Origin of the sequence: Qingshengfaniella alkalisoli (assembly GCF_007855645.1) — a bacterium.
Taxonomy (GTDB): Bacteria; Pseudomonadota; Alphaproteobacteria; order Rhodobacterales; family Rhodobacteraceae; genus Qingshengfaniella; species Qingshengfaniella alkalisoli.
Genome location: NZ_CP042261.1, coordinates 1,143,151 through 1,161,170, shown reverse-complemented (window position 1 = coordinate 1,161,170; position 18,020 = coordinate 1,143,151). Strand labels below are relative to the sequence as shown.

17 protein-coding genes and 1 pseudogene are annotated in these 18,020 nt (G+C 57.8%); 8 read left to right on the top strand and 10 right to left on the bottom strand.

What is annotated here, in order from left to right; all coding sequences use genetic code 11:
- Positions 1–4 precede the first annotated feature (4 nt).
- The 6 genes from FPZ52_RS05920 to mnmA all read right to left on the bottom strand — a co-directional run bounded on the left by FPZ52_RS05920 (position 5) and on the right by mnmA (position 7,104).
- Complete coding sequence (locus tag FPZ52_RS05920; protein ID WP_146364595.1) at positions 5–1,000, bottom strand: ABC transporter permease; 996 nt, start codon at positions 998–1,000, stop codon at positions 5–7.
- Positions 1,001–1,054: 54 nt separating this feature from the next.
- Positions 1,055–2,944, bottom strand: a complete 1,890-nt coding sequence (locus FPZ52_RS05915) for an ABC transporter substrate-binding protein (protein WP_146364594.1) — start codon at positions 2,942–2,944, stop codon at positions 1,055–1,057.
- Positions 2,945–2,967: 23 nt separating this feature from the next.
- Positions 2,968–3,768, bottom strand: coding sequence for a sugar phosphate isomerase/epimerase family protein (locus tag FPZ52_RS05910; protein WP_146364593.1), 801 nt, complete (start codon positions 3,766–3,768; stop codon positions 2,968–2,970).
- A complete protein-coding gene (locus tag FPZ52_RS05905; RefSeq protein WP_146364592.1) occupies positions 3,765–4,769 on the bottom strand; it encodes a hydroxyacid dehydrogenase in 1,005 nt (334 codons plus the stop codon). The genes FPZ52_RS05910 and FPZ52_RS05905 overlap by 4 nt, the downstream gene beginning before the upstream one ends.
- Before the next feature lie 103 nt (positions 4,770–4,872).
- Positions 4,873–5,904 carry a LacI family DNA-binding transcriptional regulator gene (locus tag FPZ52_RS05900; RefSeq protein ID WP_146364591.1) on the bottom strand — a complete coding sequence of 344 codons (1,032 nt, stop codon included), beginning with the start codon at positions 5,902–5,904 and terminating at the stop codon, positions 4,873–4,875.
- A gap of 66 nt (positions 5,905–5,970) precedes the next feature.
- Positions 5,971–7,104, bottom strand: a complete 1,134-nt coding sequence (mnmA, locus tag FPZ52_RS05895) for a tRNA 2-thiouridine(34) synthase MnmA (protein WP_146364590.1) — start codon at positions 7,102–7,104, stop codon at positions 5,971–5,973.
- A 163-nt stretch (positions 7,105–7,267) separates the two neighbouring features.
- Between mnmA and FPZ52_RS05890 the strand changes: the two are divergent.
- Together FPZ52_RS05890 and FPZ52_RS19540 are read left to right on the top strand one after the other, a co-directional pair.
- Positions 7,268–7,429, top strand: a pseudogene (locus FPZ52_RS05890) (integrase core domain-containing protein); the annotation flags it as partial.
- A gap of 240 nt (positions 7,430–7,669) precedes the next feature.
- Complete coding sequence (locus FPZ52_RS19540; protein WP_168201267.1) at positions 7,670–7,888, top strand: VPLPA-CTERM sorting domain-containing protein; 219 nt, start codon at positions 7,670–7,672, stop codon at positions 7,886–7,888.
- Here the strand turns inward: FPZ52_RS19540 and grxD are convergent.
- The 4 genes from grxD to FPZ52_RS05865 all read right to left on the bottom strand — a co-directional run bounded on the left by grxD (position 7,816) and on the right by FPZ52_RS05865 (position 11,936).
- Entirely contained in the window at positions 7,816–8,175 is a 360-nt protein-coding gene (gene grxD, locus FPZ52_RS05880; protein WP_146364589.1) for a Grx4 family monothiol glutaredoxin, read from the bottom strand. The two genes, FPZ52_RS19540 and grxD, sit on opposite strands and share 73 nt — an antisense overlap.
- Before the next feature lie 26 nt (positions 8,176–8,201).
- Positions 8,202–8,444, bottom strand: coding sequence for a BolA/IbaG family iron-sulfur metabolism protein (locus tag FPZ52_RS05875; RefSeq protein WP_146364588.1), 243 nt, complete (start codon positions 8,442–8,444; stop codon positions 8,202–8,204).
- A 74-nt stretch (positions 8,445–8,518) separates the two neighbouring features.
- Positions 8,519–10,678 carry a phosphoribosylformylglycinamidine synthase subunit PurL gene (gene purL / locus FPZ52_RS05870; protein ID WP_146364587.1) on the bottom strand — a complete coding sequence of 720 codons (2,160 nt, stop codon included), beginning with the start codon at positions 10,676–10,678 and terminating at the stop codon, positions 8,519–8,521.
- Between the two features lie 361 nt (positions 10,679–11,039).
- A complete protein-coding gene (locus tag FPZ52_RS05865) occupies positions 11,040–11,936 on the bottom strand; it encodes a LysR family transcriptional regulator (RefSeq protein WP_146364586.1) in 897 nt (298 codons plus the stop codon).
- A 297-nt stretch (positions 11,937–12,233) separates the two neighbouring features.
- On the opposite strand from FPZ52_RS05865, the gene FPZ52_RS05860 reads away from it, so the two are divergent.
- Genes FPZ52_RS05860 through FPZ52_RS05835 form a run of 6 tightly spaced genes read left to right on the top strand, consistent with a single transcriptional unit; the run spans position 12,234 to position 17,952 of the window.
- Positions 12,234–13,112, top strand: a complete 879-nt coding sequence (locus FPZ52_RS05860) for a lysophospholipid acyltransferase family protein (RefSeq protein WP_146364585.1) — start codon at positions 12,234–12,236, stop codon at positions 13,110–13,112.
- On the top strand, positions 13,112–13,924 hold the full coding sequence (gene murI / locus FPZ52_RS05855; protein WP_146364584.1) for a glutamate racemase: 813 nt from the start codon (positions 13,112–13,114) through the stop codon (positions 13,922–13,924). The genes FPZ52_RS05860 and murI overlap by 1 nt, the downstream gene beginning before the upstream one ends.
- A 45-nt stretch (positions 13,925–13,969) precedes the next feature.
- Positions 13,970–14,998 (top strand): N-acetyl-gamma-glutamyl-phosphate reductase, encoded by a 1,029-nt coding sequence (gene argC, locus FPZ52_RS05850; RefSeq protein ID WP_146364583.1) that lies wholly within the window; start codon positions 13,970–13,972, stop codon positions 14,996–14,998.
- Positions 14,999–15,001: 3 nt separating this feature from the next.
- Entirely contained in the window at positions 15,002–15,457 is a 456-nt protein-coding gene (ccmE, locus tag FPZ52_RS05845; protein ID WP_146364582.1) for a cytochrome c maturation protein CcmE, read from the top strand.
- Between the two features lie 57 nt (positions 15,458–15,514).
- Entirely contained in the window at positions 15,515–17,494 is a 1,980-nt protein-coding gene (locus FPZ52_RS05840) for a heme lyase CcmF/NrfE family subunit (RefSeq protein ID WP_146364581.1), read from the top strand.
- On the top strand, positions 17,491–17,952 hold the full coding sequence (locus FPZ52_RS05835; protein WP_146364580.1) for a cytochrome c-type biogenesis protein: 462 nt from the start codon (positions 17,491–17,493) through the stop codon (positions 17,950–17,952). The genes FPZ52_RS05840 and FPZ52_RS05835 overlap by 4 nt, the downstream gene beginning before the upstream one ends.
- Positions 17,953–18,020 lie beyond the last annotated feature (68 nt).

Genomic DNA, 18,020 nt, shown 5'->3' with positions numbered 1-18,020 from the left:
GTCATTATCGTGCCATTCCGGTGCGGATGCGCGGGTCAATCCACGCCAGCAGCAGGTCGGAGACCAAGGTACCCACCAGTGTCAGGATGCCCATGAACAGGATCAATGCGCCGGCCAGATGCATGTCCTGGCTGAGCAGCGAACGCAGCAGAATGGGCGACAGGGTGGGAAGGTTCAAAACGATGGCCGTCACGATGGAACTGGAGATGACCGTGGGCAGCACCCAGCCAACCGTGGCGACCAGCGGGATCATCGCGACGCGGACGGGGTAACGCATGATCAGCCGGTTTTCCTTCATGCCCTTGGCGCGGGCGGTGACGACATAGGGCTTGTGCAATTCGTCCAGAAGATTGGCGCGCAGCACGCGGATGATATGCGCAGCACCACCGGTCGCGATCACGAGCACGGGGATCCACACATGGCTGAGGAAGTCGAGAATACGACCGAGCGACCAGGGCGCGTTGGCGTATTCTGCGGAAAACAGTCCTTCGACCGCTGTGCCGGTCAGCAGGAAGACCGCGTACATGATCAGCAAGGCCAGCAGGAAATTGGGAACAGCCAGGCCGATGAAGCCGAAGACGGTGGCGAACATGTCACCCACCGAATAGCGGCGCACGGCCGAATAGATGCCGATGGGCACGGCGATGCCCCACAGAACGGTCACGGCCATAATCTCGACCAGAAGCGAGATGCCGATACGGCTGTTGATGATTTCGGCCACGGGTTTGCCGAGGTTGAAGCTATAGCCCAGATCGCCGACCAGAAGGTTTCGCAGCCATTTCAGGTATTGGACGAAAAACGGCTGATCCAGACCATAGCGTTGCCGCAGCATTTCAGTCACCTGCGCGGTGGACGAGGAGTCGCCGCTGGCGGAAAGTTCGGCCGCATATGCGCTGATGACGTCACCCGGTGGCAGCTGGATGATGAAGAAGCACACGAAGGACAGCACGAGCGTCATGCCGATCATCGTGAGGATCCGGTTGGCGATAAATTGAAGCATTGGTTTTGTCCTTGATGGGCAACCCGCGCGGATGCGCGGATTGCCCTCGGGAGGTTACTGGCGGAAGAACAGCAGCGACGTGTTCATCGGGCCGGGGTTCGGATAGATCCATGCCATCGGCTGGTCCTGTGGAACGTTGCCCAGCTTGTTTGATGCGATGCCGAAGCTCTTCGGAGGCAGCGAAATGCCGATGGTGTAGAACTCGTCCTTGGTGATATCGAGTATCTGGCGGAACAGATCGTCACGTTCTTCGGTCGAGGTTGCCTCATACATCTTCTTGTAAAGGTCGAGTTGTTGCGCGACTTCCGCCGGCGGCTCCTCGATGATCGCGTTGTTCGGATCGAACCAGTTGCGTGCCCAGAGCAGAGCAAAGGCGGACTCTCCACTCATCGGCACGTAGTAGCGCGAGTCGAGCATCGCATCGCCAAGTCCGCCATCGCCTTTCCAGACATGGGCCATATGGCGGTTGTTGTCCTTCTGTTCATAGACATAGGACCGTTCAGCTTTGCGCACATCCAGGTCGATGCCGATTTCTTCCCACTGAAGAGCGACGAGTTCGAGGATGTCCAGATAGACGCCGATATCCGTTGTCACGTCGATACGAATGCTGATCGGGCGACCATCGGGCAGCAGCCTGATGCCTTCGTCATTGGTGTCCGTCAGGCCCAGATCATCGAGCATCTGGTTGGCGGTGTCCGGATCCCATTCCGTGTACTGCTTGGCCAGTTCTTCATCGTAGAAGGGCGATTCCGGGCGTGGTGCTGCTTGGTAGGGCTCGCCCTGTCCCGCATAGACCACGTCGATGATTTCTTCGCGGTCGATGCCGTGGCTCAGCGCGATGCGGAAGTCCTTGTCCTGGAACACTTCGCGGAAACCGTCATCTTCATAGTTCAGGTTCAACTGGATGATCGCGGAATTCATATCCGCCGGGACCGTGTCATAGAGCGAATAGTCGCCCTTTTCCTGGTTGTCGAAGAAGACAGGCTTGTTGGCGACATTGTCGATATGACGGTTGGTCATATCGATCTCGCCCGCGATACCCATCAGTACGATGGAATTCGCGTCTTCGACCTGCGTCATGCTCAACTCGTCGATATAGGGAAGCTGGTTCCCGTCCTGATCGACCTTGAAGTAATAGGGGTTGCGCACGAATTTCAGCGGCGTGTTGATGCCGTCATAATCGGTCTGCTGGTCCCACGCGAACAAGGTCGGGCGGTCAGCATTGCGGGCACGGCTGATACCACAATTGTTCATCATCGCTTCGCCCCAGCCGGTCAGGCCGGCATCGGTTGCCAGCTTGTTGGCGTCGGGGTTGTAGTCCGGATGATACTGCGAGCAGAACGCCTTTTGCATGTGAACGACCTGGATTCCGTCCACGGACGCCAGATGTTCAAGGAACAGACTGTTGGGTGTGGACAGGGTGATCACGACGGTTTGCGGGTCGGGTGCGCTTGCGACCGCACCCAGAAGGGCTGCAGGTCGGTTGCCGATAAATTCGTCATTGTTGATGACGTCATTGACTGCAAAAAGCACGTCATCTGCGGTGAACGGCGTCCCATCCGACCATTTGTGACCCTCGCGCAGGTGGAAGGTGTAGGTCAGGCCGTCCTCGCTGACTTCCCATTCCTTGGCGATGTTCGGCTCGATGCCGTCCCATTCGAAGGTGTACTTGACCAACGGATCATAGCCGCTCGAACGACGAATCCAACCTTCGTCATTGTTACCTTTGACCGCGCTGCGCCAGGTGCCGCCATAGCTGCCGACTTCTGGTGCTTCGAGTTGCATCGGCTCGGATGGCAGGCGTTCCGCGACCGGGGCCAGATCACCGGATTCAACCTGACCGTCGAGCGTCGGTGCCTGCTGGTATTCCGCCAGTGCAGGGCTGGCCGCTATTAGCGCGGCAAGGGCCGCACCGGTCTTCAGCTTCGTTAGATGTCGTTTCATTGTCTTCCTCCCTTATTTAGCTGTCAGCCACTCACATTGACCTCTTCGAGCAGCGCGATCAGTGTTGCGGCATCTTCCCGAAACTGATCGGGATCGTCGCCGCGGACGAATTCAAGAAAGGCCCAGCGAGTTTCGTCGGGACCCGCCATCGCGATATTCGCCAGATGGGTAAACAGGGTTTTCCAGTAGTTCCGCCCATCTGAAAGAGCATAACGATTCTGATAACTTTCCCAGTGAAAACAATGAATATGGGAAAGATATTCATGTAGCGACTCGACCTCGATCATCGCTTTCTCGATCGGACCTGCCTTGCGCGGTTGCCAGTAGCTGGTGAGCGCGGGATGATTGACGGTCGCCAATGTGTCGAGCGTCGATTGCAGCGTATCCGTGAGGGTGTTGCCGTGGTATTCCAGCGACAAGACCAGCCCCGCATCCTGTGCTAGATCGCAATAGTCGCGGATTGTGTCGATGGTTCTGGCGCGGTGCTCGGCGGAAATCTCCGCGCTGCCCGCGGTGCCAGCCCAAATGCGCACCGACCTTGCGCCGACTGCATTCGCCGATTCCAGCACGGGTTTCAGCTCGTCCGGGTTGTTGTCTTCGCAGCGCACATAGGATCCGACGGTTGGCAGGGCGATTCCCGCCCCAGCGCACCTACGGCCAATTTTCCGGGCATGCGCAATGTCTCCAGGCGGAAGATGTAGGTCCATGCCCCATTCAATCGCCTCGATCCCGGTATCGGCGCAAAGCGCGATGATCTCGTCAGGCGATAAATGGCGAAACGTGACCGAGCACAAACCGGGAGATATCGTGACGCGCTGGTTCATGCTGCGGTAGCCCAGTTCTCTAGCCGAACCTCATGACGCAATTCACCCTTGTCCAGAAACAGCTTGATCTCGGAAATGACACTATCGGTCATACGGTGGATTTCGGTGCCAAGCGATCCGGCAACATGCGGGGTCAAGAATACGTTGTCGAGAGCAAGGAAGGGCGAGTCATCTGGCAGGGGCTCCGGGTCCGTCACGTCCAGAACGGCGCTGAGACGCTCCGATTGGAGTTCGCGCAGCAACGCGTCATGATCTATCATCGGCCCGCGCGCCGTGTTGATCAACAAGGCGCCATCTTTCATGCGGGCAAGTTCCGCCGTGCCGATCATCCCGCGGGTTTCTTTCAGCAGCGGGGCGTTAAGCGAAACGATATCGCTACGTTCAAGAAGCTCGGACAGTTCGACCTTGCTTGCGCCGAGCTTGGCGATGTCAGACGCCGAGACGAATGGATCGGCGAGAAGGCATTCCATATCGAAGCTTTGCAAAAGTTGCAGAAGGTGTCGGCCAACCTTGGAAGCGCCGATGATTCCGATTGTCTTGTTGATGTTGCCGATATGGGCGAACTTGTTGTTGCCGCGCAGCGGGAAACTGTCGGGAGATTGCTTGTAAGCGGTTTCCCAGAAGGGCAGCATCTTGTTCCAGCGCAAAATCCAAGACAACGTGAATTCAGCGACCGGAATGGCGTTCGCGGCGGCGCTGCTAGTGACGCGGATGCCATGTTCCAGCAAAACAGGGTCTATAAGAAAGCGCAGCGTTCCTGCACCATGAGCAATCAGGCGCAGATTTGGCAGCCGGTCAAGGCAAGCAGCAGAGAAGCGCGAACTGCCCCAGCCGGTGATGACAACTTCCGCCTGCGCCATTTCAGGATCGATTTGCAAAGACTCGATATCGGAAAAATGGCGAACCGTATCATCTGCGATAGCTTCGAGGTCACGCAGATGCGCGGGCGTGATCTGGCGTTGATAGGTGCTCTCCGGCATTAGGATTGCAATCTTTGTCACGATTCCCTGACCTCGTATTAAAACTGCACTCAGTTAGAATGGATGAGACATAAATTGCAACAAGCAAAACTTGCAGAAGACAAAAAAGTTACCGAATGGTAGGTTATGCCGTGATAACACTCGCGCGTTCAACGAAAGTTCCGCCGACCTGAAGGTACTGAGTCGGCGACTCGGGATTTTCCATACGGGCGGTCAAAAGCGCCACGCATTGCAGGCCAATCTGCTGCCAGTCGATCCTGTAGGTCGTTAGGCCCGGCGTGGTCAGGTCTGCGATGGGCATATCGTCGAATCCGGCAATGGACAGATCATCAGGAACGGAGATGCCCAGAATTTTTGCGGCCTCGATCGCCCATGCGGCGGCACCATCATTGTAACAAAAAAGCGCAGTCGCGTCGCCACGATTGCGTTCCAGCCAATCGGTGAAATCAGTCAACAGATCATCTGATAGTGGGCCACGCTGTTCATATGTCGCGACGATCTCGGCGCCGTCCATCCCGGATTCTTTTTCGACATATTGTCGAAACCCGCTCGCACGACGGCGCAATGTCGTGCGATGTACGCCGCCGAAATATAGAAACTTTCTATGCCCCTTATCCATCAAGTAGCGCGCCATCAGGCGACCCCCGCTATAGTTCGCGGGTGATATGGAATCGATCAAAAGTTCTTCATCTACACCATTGCACACCAAGGCAGGAATTCTCTGATCATGCAGATACTGCGCGACGTCCGGTGACGGGGTAATGCCAAGAAACACGCAGCCTGTTTTTGGCCCCAACTTGTTGCGCAGGTCGGCCGGCAGTGGCGTGCGCGACTGCGTGATGGAAGTGGATACAACTGTCCCGGATCGCGTCGCGGCGGTCTTGATGCCTTCGAGTAGACCGTAATAGATTGAGGACCGGGTGTCGTTAAAGCCCGCGACGGAGGTCAGCACGACGATCTGATCGAGTCTTTCGACGACGGTGTGCGCCTTGACCGGATAGCCGATTTTCAGTGCGACTTCGTAAACCTGCCGCTTGATATCATCGTTGATCGCAGGGGAGTCAGCGAGTGCTCTTGAGACGGTGCTGACGGACACGCCGAGCGCGTTTGCAATATCTGTCTGACCGGGGCGTGTTTTCTTGCGTGTTCTCTGCATGTCGCGATCATATAGCGTTTATCGCGACTGCCAATGCAAAAATTGCATGAATGCAAGAAGGCGGTTTTAATGCCCGCGCCAAATCCAGCCACCACCTAGCACTCGGCTGGAATCGGGCATGTAGAAGACGCAAGCTTGACCAGGGCTGACACCTTCTTCGGCCGTTACCAGTTCCACTTCTGCTTCCGTGGCACTGATGGGATGGATAATCGCAGGGCGGGGCGGACGGGTGGAGCGTACCTTGACCTCGACCTCCCAACTGTCGCGCGACATCAGGTTGCCATCGCCAAGCCAGTTGATTTCGCGCACGGGAACGGTGCGCGTGGACAAGGCTTCCTTCGGCCCGACGACCACGCGGCGGCTATCCGGGTCCAGCTTGACCACATAAAGAGGATCAGCCAGCCCGCCGATACCAAGCCCGCGACGCTGCCCGATGGTGTAGTGGATTACTCCACGATGCTCGCCCAGAACATTCCCATCCATATCGACGATCTCGCCTGGATCAGCCGCGCCGGGACGCAGTTTTTCGATGACGCTGGCGTAATTGCCGTTCGGGACGAAGCAGATATCCTGGCTATCGGGCTTGTCCGCGACGGGCAGGCCGTAACGCGCGGCCAGCTTGCGGGTCTCGTCCTTGGAATGCAGATGCCCCAAAGGGAAACGCAGATAGGACAGTTGTTCTGCCGTCGTGGAGAACAGGAAATAGCTTTGGTCGCGCGTGGCATCGGCGGCCGCGTGAAGTTCTGGCCCGGTGGGGCCCGTTTTGCGTTGAATGTAATGTCCTGTCGCCATGCAGTCAGCTTCCAGATCCTTCGCCGTTTCCAGTAGGTCGCGGAATTTGACACGTTCATTACAGCGGATACATGGAACGGGTGTGGCGCCTGCGAGATAGCTGTCGGCAAACTCATCGATCACGGCTTCGCGGAACATGTTCTCGTAATCGAGCACATAGTGCGGAAAACCCATTTCCTCGGCCACGCGGCGCGCGTCATGGATGTCGCGTCCCGCGCAGCACGCGCCTTTCTTGGCGAGTGCTGCACCGTGATCGTAGAGTTGCAAGGTTACGCCCACCACGTCATAGCCTTCCTCAGCCAATTGCGCGGCCACGACTGAGCTGTCCACGCCGCCAGACATGGCGACGACGACACGGGTGTCGGCGGGAGATTTGGCAAAGCCAAGCGAATTAAGCGGCGGCGTCATGGCACGAGTCATCCAAAGCGATGGGGGATTTCGATGAAATATAGGAAAATGCCCCGTTTTAACAAGGGCCGCATTTCAAACTCTTTTAACCGACGCAGTGGCAATCCGGTCCCGTGGTAGAGTGAGGGAAACGAAATGTGCGTCGAACGCGTGAAAGGCCCCAGAGTGCCTGAACGCACACTGGTTCATGAGCCTTGCAGACGCCCGCGAAAAGCTGGAAGATTGGCGTAGACACTACAACGAAGACCGACCCCACAGCGCGATCGGATACAACGTTCCGATTGACATGCATTATCCCGATGGCGTCACCAGCTCGTCATCGTGAGACAGCTGGAAAGCTCCAGATCCCGGCGGCCCAACGTTGGGGAGCGGAGAAGAAGCCGGAAAACTCTCGCTACGCGCGGCAGAAGGTTCCGGGGCGGGCCGTTGGGGAAGTTGCTCCAGCGCAGAGTAGGGGTGTTTCGAAGGGGACTGAAGTGGGATTTGGCTTCTTCGACAAAACTGGACTTACGCCGTCAGTAGACCGAACGATGTAGTTGCTCTAGCTGAGTTGCCTAGGGTTCCTGTGCCCGCTGGACTGCCGCTGCTGATTTCTGGAGTAGGGGTGTTAAGTCTTTTGCGTCGGCGCAAACATACCCGCATTCATTGGCCGGTTGACCGAAAACGCGCCACTTTGCGGCGCGTTTTTCACGTTAATACTTTCTTTGCGTGTCAGCCGTTGGCTTCGCGGATCTTATTGGCGGCGTCCTTGTCAAACGTGATGGCGCTATCCGCAAACAGTTGATCCAATTCACCTGACAGGGTCATCTCGGTGATGATATCGCAGCCGCCGACAAATTCGCCTTTGACGTATAGTTGCGGGATCGTCGGCCAGTCGGAGAAATCTTTGATCCCCTGACGGATGGCGTCGTCTTCCAGAACGTTCACGTCCTGGTACTCGACGCCCATATAGTTCAGCACACCGGCAACACGGCTGGAAAAGCCGCATTGGGGCATGGATTTCGTTCCCTTCATGAACAGCACCACGTCATGTGCGGTGATCGTGTCCTTGATCTGGGTTTCTGCGTTCATGGAATTGTCCTTCCTGAATTAGTGAATCAGTCGGGCGCTTTGGTCGTCAGCGCCAGTGCGTGCAAGTCACCGTGATTGCCGTCCATCTTGCCCTTCAGCGCGGCATATACAGCGCGTTGCTGCTGCACGCGGTTCTGACCTCGAAAGCTTTCGTCAATGATCTCGGCGGCGTAGTGGTTTCCGTCCCCGGCAAGATCGGTGATCGTTATGCGGGCATCCGGGAAGCTCTCTTTCAACAGAACTTCGATTTCCTCGGCTTGCATAGGCATCGAGAGGTATCCTTTGTCTTTACGGATAGAATCTAGAGCCAGCCACCCCGCGCTGCAAGTGGCGGGGTATCAGATCAGGCGATGGCGTCAGCAAAGCTGCTGCGGAATAGCGTGCGCAGTTCGTCCAGCGTGGCCTCCGAACCGGCAAATTTGACGGTGTCGCCCCCGAAACGGCCCACATGCGCAATCTCTACCCCGGCCTGACCTGCAGCGATCATCAGCGCTTCGGCCGAATCGAAGGAGCATGCGATCAGGTAGCGTCCCTGATCTTCACCGAAGAACGCGGCTGTGTCGCCTTCGTCGATGGTCACGCCGACGCCAGCGGCCTCTGCCATCTCGAACGCGGCGATTGCAAGTCCTCCATCCGCCAGATCTGTCGCCGCCGTGATCCATCTGCGGTTGTCGCGTAGAAATTCACCGTTGCGTCTTTCACGCTCCAGATCGACATGGGGCGCGTCGCCATCTTCGCGGTTGAACGCTTCGGCCAGAAGCGCCGATTGCCCCAAATGCGTGCCGGGGCCACCTAGTAACAGCAGCATATCGCCGTCTTCTGGTGCACCCGCGATCAGGTCGTCAAGTGACGCCAGCAGGCCGACAGCGCCTATGGTCGGGGTCGGCAGGATCGGCTCGCCGTCCGTTTCATTGTACAGGCTGACATTGCCGGACACGATGGGCATGTCGAGCGCGGAGCAGGCCTCGCCAATCCCCTTGATGGCGCCGACGAACTGGCCCATGATCTCGGGCTTCTCGGGATTGCCGAAATTCAGGTTGTCGGTTGTTGCCAGCGGTGTCGCACCGACAGCGGACAAATTGCGATAGGCCTCTGCCACGGCCTGCTTGCCACCCTCGGTCGGGTTGGCGCGCACGTAGCGGGGCGTCACGTCCGATGTGAAGGCCAAAGCTTTATCTGTGCCATGGACCCGCACGATGCCCGCGCCAATGCCCGGTGCACGAACGGTATCAGCCATCACCATGTGGTCGTATTGTTCATAGACCCACTGTTTCGCCGCGTAGTTCGGGCTGGCCAACAGCGATTTCAGACCGTCGATGGGGTCGATTTCCGGCACCATTTCCAGGTCTTCGGCGGCAGGTGTCGGAACCCAAGGCCGGTCATATTCGGGTGCTGTACCCGACAGCGCCTTAAGGGGCAGGTCTGCTTTTACGTCGCCGTGCAGTTCGATGATGAACCGGTCTTCGGCGATGGTTTCGCCGACAATCGCGAAATCGAGGTCCCACTTGTCGAAAACCGCCTTGGCTTCGTCTTCCTTTTCAGGGCGCAGAACCATGAGCATCCGCTCCTGACTTTCCGACAGCATCATCTCGTACGCCGTCATTGCATCTTCGCGCACCGGCACCTTGTCCAGCCAGAGCCGCACGCCGAGATTGCCCTTGTCACCCATTTCTACGGCGGAACAGGTAAGGCCTGCCGCGCCCATGTCCTGAATGGAAATCACCGCACCCGTCTGCATCAGTTCCAGGCAGGCCTCCATCAGGCGTTTCTCGGTGAAGGGGTCGCCGACTTGCACCGTGGGGCGTTTTTCCTCGATGGTATCGTCGAACTCGGCAGATGCCATGGTCGCACCGCCGACGCCGTCACGTCCGGTCTTGGCGCCCAGATAGACAACAGGCATGCCCACACCGGATGCGGCCGAATAGAAAATCTTGTCCGCATCCGCGAGACCAGCCGCAAACGCATTCACAAGGCAGTTGCCGTTGTAGGCGGGGTGGAACCGGACCTCGCCGCCGACGGTCGGAACTCCGAAACAGTTGCCATAGCCGCCGATACCTTCGACGACGCCATGCACAAGCTGCCGTGTCTTGGGGTGGTCGGTCGCGCCAAAAGACAGCGAGTTCATCGACGCGATGGGGCGTGCGCCCATGGTGAAGACGTCCCGCAGAATACCGCCTACGCCAGTTGCCGCACCCTGATATGGCTCGATGTAGCTGGGGTGGTTGTGGCTTTCCATCTTGAAAACCACTGCTTGACCGTCGCCGATATCGACCACACCGGCATTTTCACCGGGTCCACAAATCACTTGCGGACCGTCAGTGGGCAGGGTGCGAAGCCATTTCTTGGAGGACTTGTAGGAACAGTGCTCGTTCCACATGGCAGAAAAGATGCCAAGTTCAGTGAAACTCGGTGTCCGCCCGATGATATCCAGAATCCTTTGATACTCGTCGGGTTTCAATCCGTGTGCCGCAATGAGATCGTCGGTGATTTCCGGTTCCTGCATCTGGACTACCCTTGCACTGGAGTTCAGCGCCCTAATAGGGCAGTGCGCGCTTGGGTGAAAGTGCGAAGATAACACGAATGTAAAGGTGCGGCAGTGACGTTTCGGGCTGCCAGTTCTGCTCGCAATGCGTACATGCGGGTCGGCAACGCGCACAAAAAACAGGCAAAACAACAAAACCTGCCGAAAGGCCAAAAAAAAGGCCGAGACAAGCTCGGCCTAAGTCCAACAGGGAGGTAGAAGTAGAAGCGATGCTTCTTGCTTCGAGACGTCATTTAGTGCTGGCCTTGGCTTGGCACAAGCCTTGCATCGCTTTTTTGCCGTCATACCAGCTATGCGCTGTGTGCATTGGCCTGCGTGCGGGTCAGCGCGCCTGATCGCGGCGGCGCTTTTCAGCAATCTGTTCGGTCACGAAGTCGCGGAAAATCTCTATCCGTTTTGAATGGCGCAGCTCCTCGGGGTAGGCGAGGTAGACGGGCACATCGGCGCTGTCCAGTTCCGGCAGGATCGTCTGAAGGTCCGGATACATCTCTGTTACGTAGTCCGGCAGAACCCCTATCCCCAGATGGCTCACAGTCGCTTGCAGTACGCCGAAATAGTTGTTGACGGTCAGCATCGACGGAATTTGTTCGGAGAGCAGTGTTTGCACAAGTTGAGCACCAGCGGCGACCTGCGCGCTGCTTGGGCTTTGGCAGATCAGGCGATGGTCGCTGATATCGGACATGCGGACCGGCCGACCATGCTTTTCAAGATATTGGGGCGTTGCGAATAGCCGCATGTTGATCGTCATCAGCTTGCGGCGGATCAGATCGGCCTGGCTTGGCTCTTTCATACGGATGGCTACATCGGCCTCTCGCATGGGCAGGTCAAGCACGCGCTCTTCCAGCATCAGATCGATTTTGAGATCCGGATACTTGTCGTAGAGCGACGTCAGACGCGGAGCCAGCCATAGCGATCCGAATCCGGTGGCTGTCGTGACGCGCAATTCGCCATAGACCTCTTCCTCGCTGTCGCGGATGCGCGCGGCCGTTGCCTCCAGCCGCTTGATCATGGAACTGGTCGTGTCGAACAGAAGCTCGCCCTGCTCGGTCAGGATCAGTCCGCGGGCATGGCGGTGGAACAGCGTGGTGTTCAGGCTGGTTTCCAACGCGCGGATCTGTCTGCTGACGGCTGATTGCGACAGATGCAGTGTCTCGCCTGCATGGGTGAGGCTGCCGGCATCTGCTACCGCGTGGAAAATACGTAGTTTATCCCAGTCCATATCGCTTCCGTCCCTGAGCCAAAGCGGGGCTTTTGGCGTATCGCGCCGCGTAAGGCAAACGAAATACCTGCCCTCGTCATTGTTATTTCGGCGTTTTTGCCGGATCGTCTGATTATTGTGCAACGGATGCCCTTGATCTGGAAAGCCTTTCGTTTCCGGCGGGCAAATCGACGCAGGATGAGAGCGATATTTATGCACACCGCCGGCCGCTCGCGTAAGGACCTTGCGTTCGAGGGAGTGTTGTTCGTGGTGCGAAAGTGATATCTCGGATCAGCTTTATCAGATCGTGACGCGTCCATGGCTCAAAGACACGAAATTGCCCGTGAAATCAGTTATGCACATTCGGCGCGAAGCCGGAGTGGACGTGCCGTGATTCGCGCGATGGAAAACGCCAGCGGTCGTCTGCGGCTTGTCCGGCGCGCCAATGGCTATGATGAGGAAGTCGCGGCTGGCCGTGATTTCTGGCGTGTTATGCTTGATCGCTACAATGTGAACCTGCGGGTAGTCGGCGGCACGTTGGACAACATTCCGCGCGAAGGGCCGCTGGTCGTGATGGCAAACCACCCGTTCGGTATTCTGGATGGGTTGCTGATGGGGCATATTCTCAGTTCGGTGCGCGATGAATACCGCATCCTTGCACATCAGATCTTTCGCAAGGCAGAAGATATCAACCGTATCATTTTGCCTGTGTCGTTCGACGAAACCCGCGAAGCAACGCGCATGAACCTTCAGACACGCAGCACTGCACTAGAGTTTTTGGGGCAGGGCGGCGCGATCGGTGTGTTTCCGGGCGGTACCGTGTCGACATCGGCCAAGCCGTTTTTGCGGCCGATGGACCCTGCTTGGCGGACATTCACCGCCAAGATGGTGTCGCGCTCCGGCGCGCAGGCGGTTCCCGTCTTTTTTGATGGCCACAACTCTCGCATCTTCCAACTGGCCAGCCATTTGCACTGCACGTTGCGTATGGGGCTTTTGATCAGCGAGTTCCGGACCCAAGCGAGAAAGCCGGTGGATGTGGTCATCGGCAAGCCTATTCCGACTGCGCAGCTCGATGTTTTCGCAAGCAACCCCCGCGGCATGATGGACTTCCTGCGCCAAGAGACCTATCGCTTGTCACCGGTTCCCTTGGGGACACTTGGGAACGGATTCGAATTCGAGAAGCGGTATAAACACTGATGGCTGTCGGCATATTTGATTCAGGATTGGGCGGGCTGACTGTCCTTAACGCGGTGGCCAGGCGGTTGCCCGGCCTTCCCTTGGTCTATTATGGCGACAACGCGAACGCGCCTTACGGTGTGCGCGATGCCGACGACATCTATGACTTGACCGCAAAGGGCGTGACGCGTTTGTGGGATGCGGGTTGTGATCTGGTGATCCTTGCGTGCAATACCGCATCCGCCGCAGCCCTGCGTCGTATGCAGGAAACATGGATTCCGCCCGATAAACGTGTGCTGGGCGTTTTTGTGCCGCTGATCGAAGCGCTTACCGAACGGCAATGGGGAGACAATTCACCCCCACGCGAAGTAGCCGTGAAGCATGTCGCGTTATTTGCTACCCCGGCAACTGTCGCCAGTCGGGCCTTCCAGCGTGAACTTGCTTTCCGTGCGGTAGGTGTGGATGTGGAGGCACAGCCCTGCGGCGGTGTTGTCGATGCCATCGAAGACGGTGACGAAATTCTGGCCGAAGCCTTGGTACGCAGCCATGTTGAAGCCCTCAAGCGTCGGATGCCAAAGCCCGAAGCGGCGATCCTTGGCTGCACCCATTACCCGCTGCTGGAGCAGACCTTTCAGGATGCGCTTGGGTCTGATGTGCAGGTTTTTTCACAGGCGCGTCTGGTGGCCGACAGTCTGGCCGACTACCTGAAGCGACATCCCGGCATGACGGGAGAAGGCCAGAGTAGCGCATTCCTGACCACAGGAAGGCCGTCCTCTGTATCCGACCAGGCCACGAAGTTCCTGCGACGACGTATCCAGTTTGCAAGCGCGTAAACCAGATTACATATGCAGAAGAACACGATGAAGGACTGACGAAGGATGATACATAAGATCGCGATTCTGGGTGCAAGCGGCTACACTGGAGCCGAATTGGTGCGCCTGATCGCCACGCATCCAAACATGAAGATCACCGCGCTCTCCGCAGATCGGAAAGCGGGCATGTCGATGGGGCAGGTCTTTCCGCATCTGCGCCATCTTGATTTGCCCGATCTCGTGAAAATCGACGAGATTGACTTCTCGACAGTTGATTTGGTGTTCTGTGCGTTGCCGCATGCCACTTCACAGAGTGTTATCAGTACGTTGCCGCAGCATGTTAGAGTAGTTGACCTGTCCGCTGATTTTCGTCTGCGCGACCTCGACGCCTATGAGAAGTGGTATGGCAAACCCCATTCCGCACCTGAACTTCAAGAAGAAGCGGTCTACGGAATGACCGAGTTCTACCGCGACGAAATCCGTGACGCACGGCTTGTGGCCGGCACTGGATGTAACGCGGCGACCGGACAATATGCTTTGCGTCCGCTGATCGAAGCAGGCTTGATTGATCTGGATGAAATCATCATCGACCTGAAAACCGGCGTCTCCGGTGCGGGTCGGTCGTTGAAGGAAGGTTTCCTGCATGCCGAGTTGTCCGAGGGCAGCCATCCCTATGCTGTCGGAGGCGTGCACCGGCATCTGGGCGAGTTTGATCAGGAATTTTCCAAGATCGCCGGCCGGCCGGTCAAAGTGCAATTCACACCCCACCTGCTGCCCGCCAACCGCGGAATCCTGGCGACTGTTTACGTGAAAGGTGACGCGCAAGCCATTCATGATGCGTTCGCAAAAGCCTACGGATCGGAGCCGTTCGTTGTCATTTTACCCTTCGGTGAAGTCCCGTCCACACGGCATGTACGTGGATCGAACTTCGTGCATCTCGGGGTCGTGGCTGATCGTCGCGAAGGCCGCGCGATCGTTGTTTGCGCGTTAGACAATCTGACAAAAGGTTCGTCTGGTCAGGCGCTGCAGAATGCGAATCTCATGCTGGGGCACGAGGAAACCGCGGGGCTGATGCTCGCGCCGGTGTTCCCGTAAAGCATGAAGGGGCTCAAGAAGCGTAGGCGCATTCAGATCATCGCCATCGCGGCGGTGTCGCTGGCCTTGGCGACAGGGCTGGTAGGGTATGCAATGCGCGACGGGATCAATTTTTTCCGCAGCCCCTCGCAGGTGGTTGATGCGCCACCACCCCCGAATGAAACCTTCCGCATCGGTGGGTTGGTCGAAGATGGCAGTCTGGTCCGGGGCCAGGGCGAAACAATTATCTTCCGAGTGACCGATGGCGCTGCGTCCGTGGATGTCCGCTACACCGGCGTTTTGCCCGACCTGTTCGGCGAAGGTGAAGGGATGGTGGGAACCGGAAAATACATAAATAATGTTTTTGAAGCTACTGAAATATTGGCAAAACATGACGAAACCTACATGCCGAAAGAGGTCATCGACGCGTTGAAGGAGCAGGGCGTGTATGAGCCCCCCAAATCCGATGGTGCGTCCTGACGTCTCGCATGTCGGCTTGTCCTTGGAGCTTCACCGCGCAGATCGTATAACATCGCCATGATAGCAGAGTTCGGACATTTCGCCCTGATCCTCGCCGCGATGGTGGCTGTGGTGCAGGCCATCATACCCCTGATCGGGGCACATAAGGGCTGGCAAAGCTGGATGGCGGTAGCTGGACCTGCCGCCACGACGCAGTTTCTTTTCTGTGCCTTCAGCTTCGCGGCATTGACCTATTCCTTCGTAGTGTCGGATTTCTCGCTGAAGCTGGTTGTGGACAACTCCCACAGTTTGAAGCCGATGATTTACAAGGTTTCTGGCGTATGGGGGAATCATGAAGGCTCGATGCTGCTATGGGTGCTGATCCTCGCGCTGTTCGGGGCGATGGCGCATTGGTTCGGTGGCAATCTTCCCGCGACTTTGCAAGCGCGGGTCCTGGCTGTTCAGGCCTGGGTGGGCGTTGCGTTCTTCGCATTCATCCTCTTCACGTCAAACCCGTTCCTGCGGCTTGCCGTGCCGCCGATGGACGGGCAGGATCTGAACCCGCTGCTGCAGGACCCCGGTTTGGCATTTCACCCGCCATTCCTGTATCTGGGCTATGTCGGCCTGTCGCTGACCTTCAGCTTTGCCGTGGCCGCACTTCTGGAAGGCAAGGTGGACGCGGCGTGGGGTCGATGGGTGCGACCGTGGACATTGGCTGCGTGGATGTTCTTGTCCGTCGGGATCGCCTTGGGAAGCTGGTGGGCCTATTATGAGCTTGGCTGGGGTGGGTTCTGGTTCTGGGACCCGGTGGAAAACGCGAGCTTCATGCCGTGGTTGATTTCGGCGGCGCTGCTGCATTCCGCGATCGTCGTTGAAAAGCGCGAGGCGCTGAAAAGCTGGACGATCCTTCTGGCGATCATGGCGTTCGGGTTCTCGTTGATCGGGACGTTCATCGTGCGTTCGGGCGTGCTGACATCCGTTCATGCGTTTGCGAACGACCCGGAGCGGGGCATGTTCATCCTGCTGATCCTGGCCTTCTTCGTGGGCGGTGCGCTGACGCTTTTCGCGGCACGGGCGCATGTGATGAAGACGAATGCGGTGTTTGGGGCCGTCAGCCGCGAAAGCGCGTTGATCGCGAACAATATCCTGCTGGTCGTGTCCTGCTTCGTAGTCTTCATAGGCACGATATGGCCGCTGATCGCGGAGCTTGCCTTTGACCGCAAGCTGTCGGTCGGTCCGCCCTTCTTCAATGCAGCTTTCACCCCTTTCATGATCGGGATCGCAATAATTCTGCCGCTGGGATCTGTGCTGCCCTGGAAGCGCGCGAAGCTGTCCAAGGCAATGCGCCAGTTGCGCGTGCCGCTTCTATTGGCCTTCGCGGTGGGTGCGTTGGTTTACGCGCTACAGACTGGTCGATCCGCACTTGCCCCCATCGGATTCTTCTTCGCTTCGTGGCTGATCTGCGGGGCGTTGACGGATTTGCTACTGCGTGCTGGTCGTGGTGACTGGTCCACGCGACTGCGCAGGCTTGGCAACCTGCCACGCGCGGAGTGGGGCAAGGCAACAGCGCACGCGGGGCTGGGCGTCACAATCCTGGGCATTGCGGCGATGACGGCGTGGCAAACGGAAGACATTAGGGTCGCTCAGATCGGGGATCGGTTCGAAGTGGCCGGGTTCGAGATTTCGCTGGACACTGTCGAGGAGCTTCGGGGCCCGAACTACCAGACCACTCTGGCGACGATGACCGTCTATCGTGGGGACCGGCCGGTAGCCCGGCTGACGCCTGAGAAACGCTTCTATCCCGTGGCGCAGATGCCTACGACGGAAGCCGCTATCAGTAATGGTGTATTGCGTGATATCTACCTGGTGATCGGTGATCCGCAGGCCAATGGTGGTTGGGCCGTTCGGACCTATATCAAGCCATTTGCGAACTGGATCTGGGCGGGGGCAATCATCATGGCGCTTGGCGGTGTGCTGAGCCTGACCGACAGGCGTTTCCGCGTTGGTGCGAGCGCCGTGAAGAAACAGGTGAAACCCGCACAAGGTGTTACAACATGATGCGGCTGCGCACTGCGCTGGCGGTTCTGTTCTGCGTGCTTGCCGCGCCGGCCTATGCGGTGCAGCCCGACGAGGTGCTGAGTGATCCGGCGCTGGAAGATCGGGCGCGGGACATTTCACAAGAGCTGCGCTGTCTGGTTTGCCGGAACGAAAATATCGACGAGTCGAATGCCGGGTTGGCGCGCGACCTGCGTCTTCTGGTACGTGAGCGTCTTGTCGAGGGCGATACCAATGACGAGGTCGTGGACTTCGTGGTGGATCGCTACGGCGAATATGTTCTGCTACGCCCGCAAACGGATGGAGCCAACCTGATCCTGTGGCTCGCTGGACCCGTCCTGCTGATCTGCGCGCTGGCACTGGCAGTATCCTATCAGCGCCGGCACCGATCCGCGCGGACGGACGAATCACCGCTTGACGCGGACGAAGCCAAAAGGCTTGAGGAAATTCTGAAAGATTGACGTGGCGTCTGGCTTGGCGCAACGGGTAGGCCAACGCACACTCCGCGCAATTACAGTAGGAGAGTTGC